Source organism: Blastomonas ursincola (genome assembly GCF_013607875.1).
GTDB classification, from domain to species: Bacteria; Pseudomonadota; Alphaproteobacteria; order Sphingomonadales; family Sphingomonadaceae; genus Blastomonas; species Blastomonas ursincola.
Map to the genome: position 1 here is coordinate 1,281,891 of NZ_VDES01000002.1, position 19,067 is coordinate 1,300,957.

General features: G+C 64.8%; 14 protein-coding genes. 11 read left to right on the forward strand and 3 right to left on the reverse strand.

Annotation, left to right across the window (positions count from 1 at the left end):
• The first annotated feature begins 112 nt into the window (after positions 1-112).
• From FG486_RS12250 to FG486_RS12290, 9 genes are all read left to right on the forward strand, one after another.
• Positions 113-2,212, forward strand: a complete 2,100-nt coding sequence (locus FG486_RS12250; RefSeq protein WP_241695710.1) for an autotransporter assembly complex protein TamA — start codon at positions 113-115, stop codon at positions 2,210-2,212.
• On the forward strand, positions 2,212-6,456 hold the full coding sequence (locus tag FG486_RS12255; RefSeq protein ID WP_181267691.1) for a translocation/assembly module TamB domain-containing protein: 4,245 nt from the start codon (positions 2,212-2,214) through the stop codon (positions 6,454-6,456). Before FG486_RS12250 ends, FG486_RS12255 begins: the two co-directional genes overlap by 1 nt.
• Positions 6,456-6,695 carry a hypothetical protein gene (locus tag FG486_RS12260; protein ID WP_066274187.1) on the forward strand — a complete coding sequence of 80 codons (240 nt, stop codon included), beginning with the start codon at positions 6,456-6,458 and terminating at the stop codon, positions 6,693-6,695. The genes FG486_RS12255 and FG486_RS12260 overlap by 1 nt, the downstream gene beginning before the upstream one ends.
• 137 nt (positions 6,696-6,832) lie before the next feature.
• Entirely contained in the window at positions 6,833-7,762 is a 930-nt protein-coding gene (locus FG486_RS12265; protein WP_137775454.1) for a YihY/virulence factor BrkB family protein, read from the forward strand.
• A gap of 232 nt (positions 7,763-7,994) precedes the next feature.
• Complete coding sequence (locus FG486_RS12270) at positions 7,995-9,575, forward strand: long-chain fatty acid--CoA ligase (protein ID WP_206678400.1); 1,581 nt, start codon at positions 7,995-7,997, stop codon at positions 9,573-9,575.
• A gap of 154 nt (positions 9,576-9,729) precedes the next feature.
• Positions 9,730-10,695: an alpha/beta hydrolase fold domain-containing protein gene (locus tag FG486_RS12275; RefSeq protein ID WP_181267695.1), complete on the forward strand. Its 966-nt coding sequence runs from the start codon at positions 9,730-9,732 to the stop codon at positions 10,693-10,695.
• 3 nt (positions 10,696-10,698) lie between these two features.
• Positions 10,699-11,163, forward strand: a complete 465-nt coding sequence (locus tag FG486_RS12280) for a VOC family protein (protein ID WP_082750847.1) — start codon at positions 10,699-10,701, stop codon at positions 11,161-11,163.
• 6 nt (positions 11,164-11,169) lie between these two features.
• On the forward strand, positions 11,170-12,045 hold the full coding sequence (locus FG486_RS12285; RefSeq protein WP_181267696.1) for an enoyl-CoA hydratase: 876 nt from the start codon (positions 11,170-11,172) through the stop codon (positions 12,043-12,045).
• A gap of 15 nt (positions 12,046-12,060) precedes the next feature.
• Positions 12,061-13,200 carry a CoA transferase gene (locus FG486_RS12290; protein WP_181267698.1) on the forward strand — a complete coding sequence of 380 codons (1,140 nt, stop codon included), beginning with the start codon at positions 12,061-12,063 and terminating at the stop codon, positions 13,198-13,200.
• 4 nt (positions 13,201-13,204) lie between these two features.
• Here the strand turns inward: FG486_RS12290 and FG486_RS12295 are convergent, their stop codons facing one another.
• Positions 13,205-13,828 carry a TetR/AcrR family transcriptional regulator gene (locus FG486_RS12295; RefSeq protein WP_066274172.1) on the reverse strand — a complete coding sequence of 208 codons (624 nt, stop codon included), beginning with the start codon at positions 13,826-13,828 and terminating at the stop codon, positions 13,205-13,207.
• A gap of 193 nt (positions 13,829-14,021) precedes the next feature.
• On the opposite strand from FG486_RS12295, the gene FG486_RS12300 reads away from it, so the two are divergent.
• Entirely contained in the window at positions 14,022-15,164 is a 1,143-nt protein-coding gene (locus FG486_RS12300) for an acyl-CoA dehydrogenase family protein (protein ID WP_338401610.1), read from the forward strand.
• Positions 15,165-15,331: 167 nt separating this feature from the next.
• Entirely contained in the window at positions 15,332-17,584 is a 2,253-nt protein-coding gene (locus tag FG486_RS12305; RefSeq protein WP_181267700.1) for a TonB-dependent receptor, read from the forward strand.
• Between the two features lie 21 nt (positions 17,585-17,605).
• Here the strand turns inward: FG486_RS12305 and FG486_RS12310 are convergent, their stop codons facing one another.
• Positions 17,606-17,944 (reverse strand): hypothetical protein, encoded by a 339-nt coding sequence (locus FG486_RS12310; RefSeq protein ID WP_181267701.1) that lies wholly within the window; start codon positions 17,942-17,944, stop codon positions 17,606-17,608.
• A 191-nt stretch (positions 17,945-18,135) separates the two neighbouring features.
• The gene (locus tag FG486_RS12315; protein ID WP_181267702.1) at positions 18,136-19,038 is read right to left on the reverse strand and encodes a beta-keto acid cleavage family enzyme; all 903 of its coding nucleotides are present in this window, start codon (positions 19,036-19,038) and stop codon (positions 18,136-18,138) included.
• Between the last annotated feature and the right edge of the window lie 29 nt (positions 19,039-19,067).

The window sequence follows — 19,067 nt, forward strand, 5'->3', positions numbered from 1 at the left end:
GGGGACGTTCAGCCAGGCGCCCTGGAAACCAGGATTTTCGATGTCTTTGCGCCTTCGTTCGGTCTGTTGCGTTGTTTTGCCCGCCTTATGTGCCAGCCCTGCCGCCCAGGCCATGCAGCCGGCGGATCAGAGTATCCCTGCGCAACCGGCTCCAAATTCCGCTGAGCCTGCGATCATCGACGACGAGGAGTTCGATGCCACCATCCCTGCGATCGATCCGGATGCCCCGCTGGGCACGGTCGAGGATTGGGATGCCGAACAGACTGAACTTGAAGCGCAGGCGCGGCCCGCGCGCGATCCGTCACTGTCCAACGATCCGATGCTTCCGCGCCTGCCAGACGAACCCGAGATCGACGCCCCGCTGGGCCCGATCGAGAGCTTCGACGTCGAGCCCTTCGACGAGAGCCGGTATACCGAGGCGGACGACAGCGTGTCGAAGATGGTGCGCTACAGCTATCGTATCGAAGGGCTCGATTTGCTTGGGGCAGCGGCTGCGGGTTCCGATCCCAGCCCCGATGGCGCGGGCGCGATCCGGTCCAGGTTCGAGGGGCTTTCGGCGCTCGACGACGGCGATGGCAAGGCGAGCAATGGCGCGATGGTCTCCGCCCGAATGCTGGAGGACCAGCAGCTTCTTGCCGACCTGCTGATCGGCGAATGCTTCCACGACGCCACGGTCAACGGCGCGATCGAGTTTCCGGAAGCCGGAACCGGGCCGCTGGTGGTCGTGCTGACCGCTTCGCCGGGACCCTGCTACCGGTTTGGCTCAATTACCTTCGACGCTCCGCCGGTCGAGCCCGAGGACCTTATCTCGCGCAATTTCGTGCCCAAGCCGGGCCAGCCGATCGATGCCGAGCGGGTGCTCGCGGCCGAGGCGAACATTGCCGTGGCGCTGCCCCAGTCGGGCTATCCCTTTGCGCAGGTCGGCCAGCGCGACGTGCTTCTCGATCCCGAAACCGAGACCGGCGATTACACGCTTCCCGTGACGCCGGGGCCGCGCAGCAGCTTCGGCGACATTCTCACGCGCGGGTCGACCGTGTTCGATTCCGACCACATCACGAAGCTAGCGCGCTTCAAGAAGGGCGAGCTTTACGACAGCCGGCTGGTCGACGATCTGCGCAAGGCACTGGTTGCGACCGGGCTTTACTCCACGGTAGCGGTGCAACCGCAGCCGACGGGCGTCGAGGCGCCCGGCGGCACGCAATATGCAGATCTCGCGGTGGATCAGGAAGCAGGCCCGGCGCGGACGCTGGCGGCTAATGCCGGTTACGGCACCGGTCAGGGCATCCGCGCGCAGGGTAGCTGGACGCACCGCAACCTGTTCCCGCCCGAAGGCGCGCTGATCGTCAGCGCCACCGGGGGCACGCAGGAACAGGGGGCGTCGGTCACCTTCCGCCGATCCAATGCGGGCCGCCGTGACCGCGCGGTCGAATTGAGTCTGTCCGCGCTGCGCAGCGACTTTGCCGCCTATGAGGCCTTTACCGGTCGCCTCGCGGGGCGTGTCTCCTATTACAGCACCCCCATCTGGCAGAAGCCGATCACCTACAGCTATGGCTTTGAACTGCTCGGCACCAACGAGCAGGATTTCAATTTCACCACCGGCCAGCGCGACCGCCGGACCTATTATGTCGCAGCATTGCCCGGGCAGATCACCTGGGACCGATCGAATGACCTGCTAGACCCGACCAGCGGCTTCCGCCTGTCGGCCCAGATCTCGCCCGAGGCATCGCTCGGCAGCGGCACGCAATTCTATGGGCGCGGGCTGTTCGAGGCGACCGGCTATTATCCGGTCGGCGACAATATCGTCATCGCCGGGCGCGCGCGCGTGGGTTCGATCTATGGCGCGGATCGCGCGGACATAGCCCCGTCGCGGCGCTTCTATGCTGGCGGAGGCGGCTCGGTGCGCGGCTTCGGCTATCAGGAGCTGGGGCCCAAGGACCCCGACAACCGGCCCATCGGCGGACGCAGCCTGGTCGAGGCGGCGGCGGAAGTGCGCTATCGCTTCGGCAATTACGGGATCGTCGGTTTTATCGATGCAGGTCAGGTGTCGACCCGCTCGACGCCCGGCTTTGACGACCTGCGCTATGGCGTCGGCATAGGCGGGCGCTTCTATACCAATTTCGGCCCAATGCGGCTCGATGTCGCCACGCCGCTGGGCCGCCGCCCCGGAGAATCTCGCGTCGCGATCTATATCTCGATCGGGCAGGCGTTCTGATGGCCGAAACCGAGGACAGCGTCGCCATCCCCGTCCAGGAGCAGGCCGTGGCGCGCCCGGCGCACGCATCCTGGCTGCGCCGGATCGCCATCGGCCTTGCGGTGCTGCTCGGCACGATCCTCGCGCTGCTCGCCATCGCCTATGTCTGGCTGGACAGCAGCAGCGGCAAGCGCTTCGTCGCCAAGCAGATCGAGGGCATGGAGTTCGAAAACGGGATGAGCATCGGCATCGGCGCGATCGAAGGGTCGCTCTATGGCGAAATGCGCATTCGTGACCTGACCCTGCGCGATCCAAAGGGCGTGTTCGCATCCTCACCATTGGTCGAGCTCGACTGGCGGCCGTTTGCCTTTATCGGAAGCCATGTCGATATCCGCTCGCTGATCGTGCCGCAGATGCGCCTGCGGCGACTGCCCACGTTCAACGAAACCCCACCGACCAACGAGCCGTTGCTGCCCGATCTCGACATCGATATCGCCAATCTGCAGCTTCGCCGGATCGATATCGATGCGCCCGTCACCGGGCAGCGGCATCGTGCCTCGCTGACCGGCAAGGTGCATATCGCCGACCGGACCGCCGTGGTCAGCGCGCGCGCGGCCACCACCGCCGGCGCGGGATTTGCGGGCGGCGAAAGCGCGGTCATCGATCTGCGCGCGGTGCCCGAAACCAACACGCTCGACCTGACCTTCCGGCTCGATGCGCCGGCGGAGGGCCTGATCGCCGGCCTGACCGGTATCGCCCAGCCGATGCGGGTCGATCTCAGCGGCAAGGGCGACTGGACAGCCTGGAATGGCGCGCTCAAGGGCACTCTCGGAGATCAGTCGCTCGGCAACATCGCGCTGACCGCGCGCAATGGCACCTTCGCTGCGCGCGGCACGATGCGTCCGGCCTTGCTGCTGAAGAGCCAGCCGGGCACGCTGCTGGCACCCGAGACCGCGATCGACATCACGAACACCGCGAACGAGCGCCGGTTCGATCTCGCCGCGCGGATCGGAAACGAGAATTTCGCGCTGGACGCCAAGGGCCTGGTCGATCTGGGTGAAAGCCGGATGCGCGATCTGGCTATCGGCTTCCGCCTGCTGCAACCGGGCACCATTGCGGAAAACCTCAATGGCGCCGGGATCGTCGCCAATCTTACGCTCGACGGAGCCTTTGCTGCCCCCCGAATCGCCTATGAAGTCAACGCCGCACGGCTCGGTTTCAACGACATGGCGATCCTCGGATTGCGCGCCAGCGGCGCGGCCCGGCTCGATCGCGACGCCTGGATCATGCCGGTTAGCGCGCGTGCAAGCCGGATCGCAGGGCTGAACGCTGCGGCGGGCGGGCTGCTCGAGAATGTGCGGCTCGACGGCGATCTCGCCTATTCGAACGCCCGGCTGATGTCGGACAATATGCGCATCCGCTCGAGCCGGATTGATGCGACCGCCGTGCTCCTCGCCGATCTCAACACCGGGCTATACACCGGCGCGCTCAATGGCCGCGTCAACGGCTATCGGATCGAGAGCGTCGGCGTCTTCAATGTCGCGACCGATATCGACCTCGAGACGACGGGCAATGGTGGATTCCGTCTCGCGGGCACCGTTCGCGCGCGCTCGAGCCAGATCTTCAACGATGGGCTGCGCGAGTTTCTCGGCGGCAATTCGCTGATCAACGCCAATGTCAGCTATGGCAGCGATGGCATCGGCCGCGTGACGCGTCTGACCGTCGCAGCGCCCGCATTCCGCCTGTCGCAGGGCAGCGGGTCCTATGGCGCGGATGGCCAAATCCGCTTCAATGCCAGTGGCAGCTCCAACCAATACGGGCCGCTCGCCGTCGCGGTGACCGGCACGGTAACCCGCCCCGTCGCGACCGTCAGGGCGGCACGGCCCGGCCTCGGCGTCGGCATGTCGAATGTCGTCGCGACCTTGCGCGGCAATGGCGAGAGCTATGTGGTCGAGGGATCGGGCGACACCGATTACGGTCCATTCACCGCAGATGTCGACATCTTCACGAACCGAGGCCCGCTCGAGATCGCGGTCAACCCAGGCACCCGCTTTGCCGATATCGGCATCACCGGGCGCGTGCGCCAGACGTCCGCCGGACCGTTTGCAGGCGAATTGGCTGCCGATGGCGCAGGCGTCTCGGGCAATGTCAGCCTATCTGCCACTGGTGCCTATCAGCGCGCGGTGCTGGCGCTGACGGCGCGCGACGCGCGGCTGCCTGGGCCGGCAGGACTGGTTATCGGCCGCGCGATTGTCTCGGCCGACATGGTCCTGGCCGAGACCCCGCAGGTCGTCGCGGACATCCAGATCGCCGGTGCCCGGATGAACCAGCTGCAGATCGTCGCCGCGCGCGCCAAGGTGGACTATCGCGGCGGCCGGGGAAGCGCCCGGGTCATGGCCGAAGGGCGCAACGGCTTTCCGTTCCGCATCGCCGCCAACGCCGCCTTGCAGCCGGACCTCTGGCGGATCGCGCTCGATGGGCGCGCCAACGGCATCGATTTCAAGACCCGCAACCCCGCCCGTATCCTCCCGCAGAACGCGCAATATCGGCTCATGCCGACGACCATCGACCTGTCGCGCGGCACCATCCAGCTTGCCGGCAGCTACGGCGCGGGCATGAATGTCGAGGCGCGGCTGAGCGATGTCGATCTCGCGCTGATCAACCCGATCATGCCCGGCCTGGGCCTGGGCGGAACCGCATCGGGCAGCCTCGATTTCGCTCAGGCGAGCGCGACCAGCTTCCCCTCGGCAGACGCACGCCTGCGCATCGAGGACTTCACTCGCACCAGCCTGGCATCGGTGTCGCAACCGGTGGACATGAGCGTGGTCGGGCGCCTGCAGCCCGATGGCGGCTCGGCCAATGCGATCATCCGGCGGCGCGGTGCGATCATCGGGCGGATGCATGTCAGGCTCAATCCGCTGCCACCGGGCGCCGGGAGCTGGACGACGCGGCTGCTCGCTGCCCCATTGAGCGGAGGCCTGCGCTATAATGGCCCTGCCGACACGCTCTTCTCGCTCGCGGCCTTGCCCGACCAGAGCCTGACCGGGCCGATCGGGGTGGCGGCCGATTTCACCGGACGTGTCCAGCAGCCGCAGCTGCGGGGTATCGTGCGGGCGAATAGCCTGACCTACGAGAACGAGCAATATGGCACGCGGCTGACCAACATGCGGCTGCGCGGCAGCTTCACCGGCGACCGGCTGCAGGTCGAGGAGCTGACCGCGCGCGCCGGCGAGGGCACAATCCGCGGCGAAGGCTTTGTCTCGCTGAGTTCGGCCCAGGGCTTCCCGGTCCAGCTCGCGCTCGATCTCGACAAGGCGCGCCTCGCGCAGGGGAACGATCTCGCGGCAACCGCCACCGGCCAACTCCGCATCATCAACAGCGCCGCGCAGGGCGCGGTCATCTCGGGCACGATCAGCCTGCCCGAGACGCGCTATCGCATCGTCCGCCAGGGCTCGGCGCGGGTCGCGAAGCTCACCGGTGTTCGGCGCAAGCCGGCGCTCGGGCGCGCGCGGATCACGGGCGATCCCGAACCGATCTCAGGCGTGCCCAGCAACTGGAAGCTCGATGTGAAGGTGGTCGCCGACAACCAGATCTATGTCTCGGGCATGGGACTCGATTCCGAATGGGCGGCCGATATCCGGATCACCGGCACAACGGGCAATCCGCGCATTACGGGCGGGATCGACCTGGTGCGCGGCACTCTGGGCTTTGCCGGGCGTTCGTTCGACCTGGAAGAAGGCCGGCTGCGCTTCAACGGCGGCAGCGCGACCAACCCCGAGCTCAACCTCCGCGCGAGCGGCGAGGCGGGCGACGTGACGGTGAACATCGTCGTGTCAGGTACCGGAGAGAACCCGGACATCGCCTTCTCGTCGACGCCATCGCTGCCGCAGGACGAGGTGATGGCGCGCATCCTGTTCGGCAACTCGATCGGCGAGCTCACCCCGATCCAGGCGGTGCAGCTGGCGGCCTCGCTCAACAGCCTGCGCGGGGGCAGCGGCGGGCTCAATCCGTTGGGCGTGCTGCAATCGGCGTCGGGCGTGGACCGGCTGCGGATCCTGGGCGCGGATGAGGAGACGGGACGCGGCACGTCGCTCGCCGTCGGCCAGTATATCTCGAACGACGTCTATGTCGAAATCATCACCGACACGCGCGGCTTTACCGCGACGCAGATCGAGATCAGCCTGAGCAAGGCCTTGTCGGTGCTTAGCCAAGTCGGCAGTTTCGGCGGGTCGAACGTCAATGTGCAGTATCGGAAGGACTATTGATGCGCGTCCGCCTCACTCTTGCAGCGGTGGCAAGCCTGGCGCTGGTCTCGGCCTGTCAGCGCGAGCCGAGTTTCGACGAGAAGTTCGAGCGGCAATCGCGCGAATTGAGCGCCAAGGCGCGCAAGATCGAGGCAGAGACCAAGGCGCAGCTCGATGCGGCGCGCGAGGCTGAACAGGCTGCTGCCGAAATGGACCAGTCGCAGAGTGCAGCTATGCCCGCTGCAGTCTCGGCTGACTGATTATGGCTTCCACCCCGGCCGACCGAGCGACCATGACGCACCAGTCAGGCGATGACGTCGAGGCCATGGCGCAACGGATGCCTGGTGCACTGTCCGATTCCCCCTTGCAGATGCCGCGCAGCGCTTGGTTCGCTATAATGAAGCGCGTCTATCTCATGAACGGCGTGCACAATCTTTCGCTGCTCGCTGCAGGCGTCGCGTTTTTCGCCTTTCTCGCCTTCGTCCCGCTGATCGCGGTGGTGGTGCTGCTTTATGGCCTGATCGCCGATCCCTCGACCGTCGCGGCGAGCCTCGACCTGCTGGTCGATGTCGTGCCGCCTGAAGTGCTTGTCATCCTGCGCGAACAGTTGATCCAGATCGTGACTACCAGCGCGACCCGGCAGGGGCTGGGGCTGGTGCTGGCGCTGCTCCTGTCGACCTATGGCGCGATGCGCGCGGCGACCGCGATCATGGGGGCGCTCAACATCATCTACGAGGAGCACGAAACCAGGGGGTTCCTGCGCACCACAGGCGTCGCTGTGCTCATCACCCTGGGCATGGCGGCCGTTGCCGTGATCGGGCTGATCGCCATTTCGCTGTTCGGCTATATTCGCAACTTTCTGGCTCCGTTTCTGGGGGGCGGGGCATTGCTGTTGATCCAGGTGCTTACCTGGGCGGTCGCCGCGTTGCTGGTCAGCGCAACCTTCGCCATCTTCTTTCGCTATGCGCCCGACCGGCGCGCAGCCAAATGGCGCTGGCTGTCGCTGGGGTCAGTGGCATCGACAGTGCTGTGGCTGGCCATCACGCTGGGCTTCGGCTTCTATGCCGCGAACCTAAGCGATTACAACGCTACCTATGGCTCGCTCGCCGCGATCGTTATCTTCCTGATGTGGCTGTTCCTGTCTGCCTATGCGGTGTTGATCGGCGCGGAAATCAATGCCGAGACCGAGCGGCAGACCTTTCGCGATTCCACGGTGGGCCCCGACAGGCCGATGGGGCAGCGCGGCGCGGTGCTGGCGGATACCGCCGCGCTGGACGAGGCCGAGCGTGCGATTCTGGAAAAACAGCAGCGCCGAAACGCGACTTGAACGGCGCATCCTTCATTGCCGGGTGCTTGGCAAATTCGGCTTGACAGTCGTCAAGCGCACTCCCTAGCCTCTGCGCTATCGAGACGGATGCCCATAGGCGGCATGACCGAAAAGGCCGCGCTCACCCGTAGCCTGACCGAGGCTGTACAGATGCAACCTGCTTCCGGAGCCGTTCGAACCCGCGATCGGCACGGCAACGTTCAGAAAGGCGCGAGAATTGATTTCAGGTTTGATGCAGCCAAGGCCGCTGATGGTCGCTTCGATCGCCGAGCATGCCGAACGCGCGCACGGGGCGCGTGCGATCATCTCCAGGCTGCACGACGAACCGTTGTGGCGCTATGATTACGCCGCGATGGTGCGCCGCGCCCGGCAGATGGCCCGGGCGCTTCAGGCGATGGGAATTGCCTCGGGCGATCGCGTTTCCTCGCTCGCCTGGAACACGCATCGTCACATGGAGCTGTTCTTCGCGGTGCCGGGCATCGGGGCGGTGCTGCATACTGCCAATCCCAGGCTGCACGTCGATCAGCTGGTCTATACCATCAACCATGCCGCAAGCCGCGTCCTGTTCTATGACAGCAGTTTTGAGAGCCTGGTCGCGGACATCCGCGACCGTTTGCCGCGGGTGGAGCATTTCGTCGCGCTTTCCTCGAACGCGCCGGGGCTGCATTATGAGGCATTAATAGCCAGCGCTTCCGACGATCTGGCCTGGCCGCAGTTCGACGAAAATGCCGGGGCCATCCTCTGCTATACTTCGGGCACCACTGGCGATCCCAAGGGCGTGCTTTACAGCCATCGCGCGATCGTGCTCCACGCCATGGCGGCGGGTCTGCCCTCGGCCTTCGGGCTCAGTGCATTCGATGTCGTGATGCCCTGTTCGTCGCTCTATCACGCCACCGCATGGGGATTGCCGTTTGTGGCGGCGATGGCGGGGGCAAGCTTCGTGCTGCCTGCCGAGAAGATGGACCCGGCGTCGCTGCACGAGCTGATCGCGGGCGAACATGTCACCTTTACCGGCGGTGTGCCGACGATCTGGACTGCCTATCTCGACTGGCTCGATCGGACGCAGCAAAGCCCCGCGAGCCTGAAGCGGGTGGTCATCGGTGGCTCTGCAGTTCCCGTGTCGATGGCCGAGGCCTTTCGCCACAAGCATCAGGTCGATGTTCTGCAAATCTGGGGCATGACCGAAACCTGCCCGCTGGGCGTGGTGGCGACACCGACACCGCAGCTCGCCGAGCGGGGCGAGGATGCGATGTGGGAGACGATCTGGACCCGCCAGGGCCGGTTGCAGTTCGGTATCGAGCTGAAGATCGTCGACGACAGCGGGAACGCCGTGCCACCCGATGGGGAAACATCGGGCGCGCTGCTGGTGCGCGGTCCCTGGGTCGTCGAGCGCTATTTCGGGGCGGACAGATCTGCGGTCGATGCCGAGGGCTGGTTCGACACTGGCGATGTCGCCACGCTCGACCAGGATGGATTCATGCGGATCACCGACCGCGCCAAGGATGTCATCAAGTCCGGCGGCGAATGGATCAGCTCGATCGATCTGGAAAATGCCGCTGCCGGGGCGCCGGGCGTCAAGGTGGCTGCGGTGGTGGGACTGGCACACCCCAAATGGGACGAGCGGCCGCTGCTGGTGATCGAACCGCACGATGGCGCGGAAATAGACCGCAGGGCGGTGATGGATCGGCTGCAGCAGCATGTCGCGCGCTGGTGGTTGCCCGACGCCATCGAGATTGCCGAGGTCCCGCTGACGGCCACCGGCAAGATCGACAAGAAGCAGCTGCGCGCGCGGTACGACGGCTATTTTCTCTGACGACAGCAAGGCTCGTGCGCCGTGATCGGGCTTGGCCAGTAACGCTGCTGCCGGGATCTTACTCCCTGCATTCGATTTTGTTTGACGATCGGCAATCTACGTTTTACCGATTGGCAATCAAGCGCGGAGCCGCGCCGAATTGGGGGAGGGATGGGTGTTTGACAGTCACTATGTCGATCCGGAGGTGCGCCCGATCCTGGACATGCTGGCAGCGCAGTTCGGCGACTATTCGGAGCTGAACCTCGAGGAGATCCGCGCGCTCTACAACCGCAACGGGCCGCTGATGGCAGCGCCCGTGCCCGAAGGCTGTGTCGATGAGCGCAAGGTGATCCCCGGGCCCGGCGGCGACATCGAATGCCGGATTTTTCGTCCCTGGGACTCGAAAGGCAATCTGCCCGTTATCGTCCATTATCTGGGCGGGACGTTCGTTGCGACCTCGCTCGATCATCTCGGGCCGCCACCAACCGCGATGGCGATGCAGGTGGGGTGTCTGGTGGTCGTGCCATTGCACCGCGTGCCGCCCGAGCACCCGTATCCGGCAGCCTATGACGATGCGCTTGCCGTCTATCGCTGGCTGACCGAGCATGCAGGCCAATGGGGCGGTGATCCGCAGCGGATCATCCTGCACGGCGAGAGCTCGGGCGCGACGCTGGCAGCTTCGGTCTGTCTGGAAGCGCGCGAGACAGGGCTGCGCCAGCCCCTGATGCAGGTGCTGGCCGAGCCGCTGCTCGACCATGAGGCGGAAACACCGTCGCTCAACGAATTCCGTTACATGCTGGCCAAGCGCGACATCCGTTTCGGATCGCGCCAGTATTTCGGCGACGCGCGCCCGCCGCGCCGTGCCTCGCCGCTGCGGGCCGAGACGCTCGCGGGCGTGGCGCCCGCCTATGTCATCACCGCCGGGCTCGACCCGCTGCGCGACGAGGGCATTGCCTATGTCGCCCGGCTCCGCAGCGAAGGCGTTCCCGTCACCCACCGCCACCATGACGGGCAGATCCACGGCTTCTTCTCGATGTTTCCTCAGATTCTCCAGGCGCGCATCGCCTTCGAGGAAGTCTGCGCCGTCATGCGCTTTGCCTTTGCGGGCGGGCTGAACGGTGCGCACGCGAAAGGATCCTGACCCATGCACATTACCAGCATGTACCATATCAACATCAACTGCCGCGATTTCGACGTATCGCTCGCCTTCTATCAAAAGCTCGGCTTTGTCGTGGAAATGCCCTTTCCCGAAGCGGGCAATCCGATGGTGAGCGAAGGGCTGGCGGTCGGCGACCACTGGGTCAAGGGCGCGCTGCTCCGCCTGGGATCGGACCATGGCGCGACCCGGCTCGATCTGCTTGAGTGGATCCGCCCGCGCAACCAGGAGCCGTCGCCGCTGACGCTGACCGACCCGGGCATGGTCCGGATCGCGCTGTCCACCACCGATTTCGAAGCCGATATCGCCGTGCTGCGCGAGATGGGGGTGAGCTTCCTGTCCGATCCGGTCTATCGGACGCTGCCCGACGGGACCAGGGCGCCGTTCTTCGTGTGCTTCCGCGATCCCGATGGCAATGTGCTGGAGCTTGTCCAGCGGCCTCTGCCGGCCTGATCCGCGATGAGCGAGGGCACCGATCCCGTCCTGTATGGCGCGCCCGCAAACGGGGTCGTCCGCATCACGCTCAACCGCCCCGAGCGCAAGAACGCGCAGGACGTGGCGATGCTCTATGCGCTCGATGATGCGTTCCGTCGCGCCGCGCAGGACAGCGACGTGCGGGTCATCATCCTCGACGCGGCGGGCGACACCTTCTCGTCCGGGCATGATCTGAAGGGGGATTCGGGCAAGCGGCCCGAGGATTTTCCGCTGGTCGGGCTCTGGGCCGATTTCAGCGCCCCCGGCCAGGAAGGCATGATGGCGCGCGAATGGGAAATCTATCTCGGCCTTTGCGAACGCTGGCGCGCGCTTCCCAAGCCGACGATCGCGCAGGTGCAGGGCAAGTGCATAGCTGGCGGCCTGATGCTCGCCTGGGTATGCGATCTGATCGTGGCCGGGGAAAGCACGCAGTTCCAGGACCCGGTGCTGGCCTTCGGCATGTGCGGCTCGGAATTCTTCATGCACCCGTTCGAACTGGGCGTGCGCCGCGCCAAGGATTGGCTGTTCACCTCGGACTGGCTGGGTGCCGAAGAGGCGCGCGCGATCGGCATGGTCGCGCGGGTCTTCGCTGATGATGCCTTGGCCGAGCAGACGGGGCTGCTCGCCGAACGCATCGCGCTCAAATCGAGCTTCGCGCTCAAGATGGCGAAGGAGGCGCTGAACCAGAGCCAGGATGCCTGCGGACGCCGCACGGCGATGCTGCAATCCTTCTCGATCCATCAGCTGTGCCACAGCCACTGGCGCAACATCCACGGCATTCCCGTCGATCCCACCGGCCTTCCCGATGGCTTGCGCGAGGGGATTCACGATTATTTCGCCGCGCTCGATCGCAAGCGCTGATCCGGCAGTTCGCACGTGACCGGGTCATTGCAGGGGCTTCGCGTCGTCGAATTCGCCGGGATCGGCCCTGCGCCTTTCTGCGCGATGATGCTGGCAGACCATGGCGCGGAGGTGATCCGCATCAGCCGCCCCGGCCAGGCCGCCATCGCGGGGTCGGACGAGCGCGATTTCCTGCTCCGGTCGCGCCGCAGCATCGCCATCGATCTCAAGTCGCCCGATGGCCTGGACGTCGCAAAAGCGCTGTGCCGACGGAGCGATGCGCTGATCGAGGGTTTCAGGCCGGGAGTAATGGAGCGGATTGGGCTGGGACCGGACGAGCTGATGCGTGACAACCCGCGTCTGGTCTATGGCCGCATGACGGGATGGGGCCAGGACGGGCCTTTGGCCTCGACGGCGGGGCACGACATCAATTATGTCGCGTTATCGGGCGCGCTGCATGCGATCGGTCGGCGCGGCGCGCGTCCGGTCCCCCCGCTCAATCTGATCGGCGATTTCGGTGGTGGCGGCCTGATGCTCGCCTTCGGCCTGCTGGCGGCGCTGCATGCGGCAGCACGGACGGGCAGGGGGCAGGTCATCGATTGCGCGATGGTAGACGGCAGCGCCACACTGATGACGATGATCTATTCGCTTTTCGCCCAGGGCCAGTGGTCGAACCGCCGCGAATCTAATCTGATCGATGGCGGTGCGCCCTTTTACGACACCTATGAAACACGCGACGGCAAATATCTCGCGGTGGGTGCGGTCGAACCGCAATTCTATGCGCAACTGCTCGAGCGCATGGGGCTTGCCGACGATCCACTCTTTGCCCGGCAGCACAGCCGATCGGACTGGCCGGCGCAGAAGCAGCGCCTGGCCCAGGTGCTGATCGGTCGCACGCGCGACGAATGGTGCGCGCTGTTCGATGGCAGCGATGCCTGTGTGACGCCCGTGCTGTCGCTGGAAGAGGCTGTGCATCACCCGCACAACCGCGCGCGTGGCGTGTTTGGAGGCGCGGATGGGCTGCAACCGGCGCCATCGCCACGCATCGGCACGACGCCCGCGCGCACTTCCGAGCAAATGATGGCGGATGAGGCCTCGACCGAAGCGATCCTCACCGAACTTGGCTATGACCAGGGCGCGATCGCCGCGATGCGGGCTAGTGGGTCGGTTTGCTGAAGGTTTAGCGGGGGCGCAGCCCGTCGCCGATCAGCTGGATGAAGGAATCGGCCACTTCGGTGGCCGACACCTCGCCGTCGGGCTTGAACCATTTGGGCATCCACGACAGCGATCCCAGAATCCAGAATTCGGCGAATTTCGGATCGATCGGGTTGATGCTGCCATCTTCCACACCCTCGCGGATGAAGCCTCGCATCCGCTGTTCCAGCGCCTTGGCGCGACCGCTGATCGCCTGGCGGTGCTCTTCGGTCAGCGCACCCAGATTGTCGAGAATGGCATAGGGTTCGGCGTCCGGGTTGAGGTGAAAGCGTACGAAGCTCGCGATCTTGTCGAACCCGGTTCCGCCCTGGGCATCGCTATGGTCATAGGCCTGTTCGGCCAGGTCGAGCGCGCGGGTATAGCATTTGAAGAGCAGGTCTTCCTTGCTCTTGGTGTAATAATAGAGCGCTTGCTTGGTGATGCCGAGGACATTGGCGATCTCGGCGAGCGAGAGCCCCTCATAGCCGGATTTGTTGAGCATCACCGATGCCAGCCGGACAAGGGTCTGCAGCTTCAGATCGCGCTGCCGCGCTCGCGATTGCGCGCGCTCCTGATCTGCTGCTTCCCAACCCTTGATATATGCGTCCACGCTGCAAAGTCCCCAGTCTACCGGTGTCTTGTCGGCTTGGTGACACGTTCGCGGCAGGCGAGCAATGAAAATTACCGGCAAGCAAGGGACTTGGTGATCAGTATTGACGATGATTTCCATGCGATCGTCAGTATTTGACGATGGGTAAAAAAATTCATAGGATCGTCAATCTGTCCGACAGGCGGGAGGCGGTGTGGATTTTTCGGAGCTGGATGGCGAACTCGAACAGATGCGGGCAACGGTCCGCCGGTTCCTGGCGCGCCATGCTTCATCGGCCGCAATGGAAGAGTGGCGCGAGGCGGGGGTCATACCGCGCAGCTTCTGGAGGGCCGCGGCAGAGGCTGGCCTGCTTGGCCTGTCGGTCGATCCGGACCATGGCGGGCTGGGTGCTGATTTTCGCTACGAGGCGCTGCTGGCCTATGAGATCTATCTCCACGGTCTCGATGCCTTTGCGCTGCCGCTGCACAATGCCATGGTGGCGCCCTATCTGATTGATTACGCGACCGCCGAACAGAAACGGCGATGGCTGCCCGGGCTGGTTTCGGGCGACCTGTTGACCGCGATCGCGATGACCGAGCCGGGCGCGGGATCGGACCTGCAAGGCATCGCGACCACCGCGATCCGACAAGGCGACCATTACATTCTCAACGGGCAGAAGACTTTCATCAGCAGCGGGCAGACCGCCAATCTGATCGTCGTGGTCTGCAAGACGGATCCGGGCGCAAGGGCAGGGGGCATCTCGCTGCTGGTGGTGGAAACAGACCGGGTCGAGGGCTTCCGGCGCGGTCGCAATCTCGACAAGCTGGGGCTCGAAGCGGCCGATACGTCCGAGCTGTTCTTCGACAATGTCGCCGTGCCTGCCGCCAATCTGCTGGGCGAACGCGAGGGGCAGGGCTTCTATCAACTGATGGACAAGCTGCCGCAGGAGCGCCTGCTGATCGCCATCCAGGGCTTGGGTACGATCGACCGCGCGCTTAAGGAAACCATCGCCTATACCCGTGATCGAACCGCGTTCGGCAAACCGATCGGCGAGTTCCAGAACACCCAGTTCAAGCTTGCCGAATGCAAGACCGAGGCAACCGTTGCCAAGGCGTTTGTCGAGCATTGCATCGTGCGGCATCTGCAGGGCCGGCTCGATGCCGCCACCGCGTCCATGGCGAAATACTGGGTGAGCGAGGCGCAGTGCCGCATCGTCGACGAATGCCTGCAGCTGCATGGCGGCTATGGCTATATGCTCGAATATCCGATCGCCCGGATGTACCGCGACAGCCGCATCCAGAAAATCTACGGCGGCACCAACGAGATCATGAAACTGATGATCGCCCGCTCGCTCTAGCAAGCGTTAGAGCGCCGTCTGGCCGCCGGATTTGCTGCTGCCTGATGGGCAAAATAATTTGCTTGCCAAGCGTCAAGTAGTATTGACCGATGGGGCGATAACCCGTTAGACCTTCGCAAAACGCAGCGGTGCAGCAAGCGGCGCATGCAATGTGAGGGGAGAGGGCTATGCGGATTTCCAAGGCAGCATATTGGCTGGCAGGGGCGTGTCTGGTCGCGCTGGCGACGTCGGGGCAGGCCCAGGCCCAGGCCCAGGCCCAGGCGCAGGAGCCGGCGCCGCGCGATAGTCAGGAAGCCGGTGATGGCGGCCTCAAGGAAATCGTGGTGACCGCCAATCGCCGCGCCGAGGATTCGCAGAAGGTCTCGCTCGCCGTCACCAAGATCGATGCCAAGGATCTGGCGCGCAGCGGCATCGCGACGGTGGCCGATCTGCAATTCTATGCGCCGGGGCTGGTGTTCAGCCAGAACGGCGCTGCCTTCACCACCTTGCGCGGGGTGGGAACATCACAGCCCGGATCCGCGGTGGAATCGGGCGTCGCGACCAATATCGATTCGGTCTATATCGGCCGCGCCTCGGCGGTGCAGGCCTATTACGACCTTGAAAGCGTCGAGGTTCTGCGCGGTCCGCAGGGCACGCTTTACGGACGCAATGCCACCGGTGGCGCCATCAACATCAATTCGGCCAGGCCGACCCAGGATCTCTCGGTCGGCGCTATCATGGGCTTTGGCAATTACGACCGCATCAAGCTCGAGGCCTTTGCCAGCGGCGGGCTGGGCGGCGGCTTTTCCGCGCGCGTCGCCGGAATCGTCGACAAGCACGATCCCTATCGCCGAAACATTGTCGCGAACGGGCCGCGCATTCCGGGCGAGGAGCTGAACGGCATTCGCGGGACGCTGCAATATCAGCCCGATGGCTCCGATCTGGTGCTGCGCCTGATCGCCGATTACCAGACCTTCACCTCAGCAGGGCAGCTGCCGCAGAATTTCCTGGGGGCAAACTCGGTCTCGCCCAGTGCGCCTCCCGGCACCATCTTCACCACCGATCCCGACCGGGTGGCACAAGGCGTGCCCAATCGCTCCGACCGAGAATCCTGGGGGCTCACGTACAACATGGAAATTCCCATCGGCGAGCTGACGCTACGCACGATCACCGGCTATCGCGAGAACAGCTGGCGCGCGCTCAACTCGCTCAGTGCTTCGAGCGATCCGCGCTCGTTCACGCGGACGAACGAGACCGCCAACCAGTTCAGCCAGGAAATCCAGCTGCTCAGCGACGATCAGGGGCGGCTCAAATGGGTGGTCGGGGCCTATTATTATCGCGAGCACGCCATTGGCAATTACGACCTGCGGACGATCACCGCAGAAAGTTTCCAGCTGTTCCCCGGCTTTTCGACCGGCCCCATCCAGTTCCGCCAGACGCTCACTCAGGACATCCGCAGCACGTCCTATGCGGTGTTCGGCCAGGCGACCTATTCGCTGACTGACCGATTTCGCGTGGTTGCGGGCGCGCGCTATACGCGGGACGAGAAGGAAGGGCAGGGGCTCGACAACAGCTCGCTGTTCGATATCGGCGGGATATTGGGCGTGATACCGATCGGTGGCATCGCTACGGTCGACAACAGCTGGGATGCCTTCACCCCCAAGCTGGCGCTCGAATATGACCTGGCCGATCGCACGATGATCTATGCTTCGGTCACGCGCGGGTTCAAGCCCGGCAACTCCAACCTCACCTTCGGCCAGAGACCGGTGCGGCCCGAGTTCATCTGGGCCTATGAGGCGGGGCTCAAGGCGCGTGCCTTCGACAATCGCGCCCAGTTCAACCTGGTCGGCTTCTACTACGACTATACCGACCTGCAGGCCTTCGGCGTGATCTCGACCGGCAATGGCGGCCTTTCCGCCGGGTTCCAGAATGCGGCTGCGGCGACAGTCAAGGGGTTCGAGGCCGAGCTGCTGGCGCAGCCGGTTCCCGCGCTGGAGCTGAGTGCTTCCTATGCCTATCTCGACGCGACCTATGACCGGTTTACCAATACTGACAGCTTCCAGAACGCGCTGGCGCCGCCGACGATCGTCCTCGACGGCAACACGCTGCCGCGCTCGCCAAGGCACACGATCAATCTCGCTGCGCAATATGCGGCTGAGGTCGGCACCGTCACCGTAACGCCCAGGGTGGAGTTCGTGCACCGCAGCAAGATGTTCTTCAGCGAGTTCGAACGCGATCTCACCGCGCAGCGCGCCTTCTCGCTATGGAATGCGCGCCTCACGATTGCGCCGGACGAAGGCGCGTGGAGCCTGGCGCTCTATGGCCGCAATCTGGGGGACAAGGCCTATTTCGAAACGGTCAACGAAGGCCCCAACGGCATCGCCTCGGCCTTTTACGCCGCGCCGCGCACCTATGGGATCGAGTTCAGCGTCCGCTACTGAGCGCTGGCGCGATAGCCGCGCTCAGCCCGGGACGCTGGGGACGTGCCGCCTGAGATCGGGCTCGTCGTGGAAAAAGGTGATCTGCACCGTACAGAACAGCTCCGCAGCCGAGCCAGGTACGGCGGCGCATGCAGCCAGGTCGCGCTGGGCGGAGTCTGACAATTTCAGCCCCAGCGCTGCCAGCCGCTCGCCAAATGGCTGGACCCGGTCCGGCGGCAGGAAGCTGCGAATTGCCACCGAGATATTCGAGAATAGGTGCACGTCATCGATCCAGCCGCCGAGTTCGCTGACGGCAGCGGCGATCGCGTCGATCACGCGCTGACGCTCGGCGCTGGTGACGGCATTGATACTCAAGCGCACGGGCATTTCATGCCTTTCTCGGCGGGATGCGCCAAATGATGCAAGGCCCAGGGGCGGGTGGTCAAGCTGCGGTAAGGATGATGCGCGAAATGCGCGCGTCCCCGCTCCCGCGCTGCGTGACGGCGATCCTGAGCTTGCCGTCGGCCGGGAAGCACAACGCATAGTCGCCCCGAATGCGCTTATGGGCGACTTCAGGCCGCGTTCGCCAATCCTCCACGCCGCGCATTGATGCCCATGATCTCGCGCGCCTGGTCGGCCGTGGCGACATTGCGGTTGAGCATGCCGACGATGTTCACCGCGCGGTCGACCAGCTCGGCATTGGTCGCGAACCGGCCGCGCGACAGATACATGTTGTCTTCCAGACCGACCCGGACATTTCCGCCCATCGTCACCGCATTGGCCACGATGTCGAACTCCTTGGGGCCGACGCCGAACGCGCTCCACACCGCGCCTTCGGGCAGCATCGATGCCATCAGCGCCATGGCCTGCGGCGTCGCAGGCGCGCCATAGGCAATGCCAAGGCACAGCTGAAACAGGAACGGCGCGCGCAGATGGCCCTCTTCGATCAGGCGATTGGCGAGCACGACATGCCCGATATCGAACACTTCGATCTCGGGCTGGGTCCCCGCTGCGATCATCCGATCGGCCATCATGCGAAGGTCGCGCGCCATGTTGATGAAGGCGAATTCGCCGAAGTTCATCGTGGCAACATCGATCGTGCAGATTTCGGGCTGCAACGCCTCGATATGCGCCACGCGTGCGGCAGGCGAAGCGAGATTGCCGCGGTCGGTATTGCGATTGGGGTCGTCCGGGCGCGGTTCGAACACCGCGCCTTCGCCCGCCGTCAGGTTGAGGATGATGTCGCAGTCCGCGCTGCGCACCCGGTCGATGATCTCTCGATACAGTCCGGTATCCATTGACGGCCAGCCGGTTTCGGGATCGCGCGCGTGGACATGCGCGACCGCTGCGCCCGCCTTCGATGCCGCGATGCAATCGCGCGCAATCTGCGCCGGGGTGATCGGATAATCAGGGTGCTTGTGGAAATCCTGGTGCGAGCCAGTGATGGCGCAGGTGACAACGACGGCTTGGCTCATGACCGGCAATGATCCTCTCTGTTTCCCAT

Coding starts and splice junctions, on each gene's coding strand:
- FG486_RS12305 (WP_181267700.1), top strand. CDS start 15,332: ATGCGGATTTCCAAGGCAGCATATTGGCTGGCAGGGGCGTGTCTGGTC.
- FG486_RS12285 (WP_181267696.1), top strand. CDS start 11,170: ATGAGCGAGGGCACCGATCCCGTCCTGTATGGCGCGCCCGCAAACGGG.
- FG486_RS12250 (WP_241695710.1), top strand. CDS start 113: ATGCAGCCGGCGGATCAGAGTATCCCTGCGCAACCGGCTCCAAATTCC.
- FG486_RS12315 (WP_181267702.1), bottom strand. CDS start 19,038: ATGAGCCAAGCCGTCGTTGTCACCTGCGCCATCACTGGCTCGCACCAG.
- FG486_RS12265 (WP_137775454.1), top strand. CDS start 6,833: ATGAAGCGCGTCTATCTCATGAACGGCGTGCACAATCTTTCGCTGCTC.
- FG486_RS12260 (WP_066274187.1), top strand. CDS start 6,456: ATGCGCGTCCGCCTCACTCTTGCAGCGGTGGCAAGCCTGGCGCTGGTC.
- FG486_RS12255 (WP_181267691.1), top strand. CDS start 2,212: ATGGCCGAAACCGAGGACAGCGTCGCCATCCCCGTCCAGGAGCAGGCC.
- FG486_RS12280 (WP_082750847.1), top strand. CDS start 10,699: ATGCACATTACCAGCATGTACCATATCAACATCAACTGCCGCGATTTC.
- FG486_RS12270 (WP_206678400.1), top strand. CDS start 7,995: ATGCAGCCAAGGCCGCTGATGGTCGCTTCGATCGCCGAGCATGCCGAA.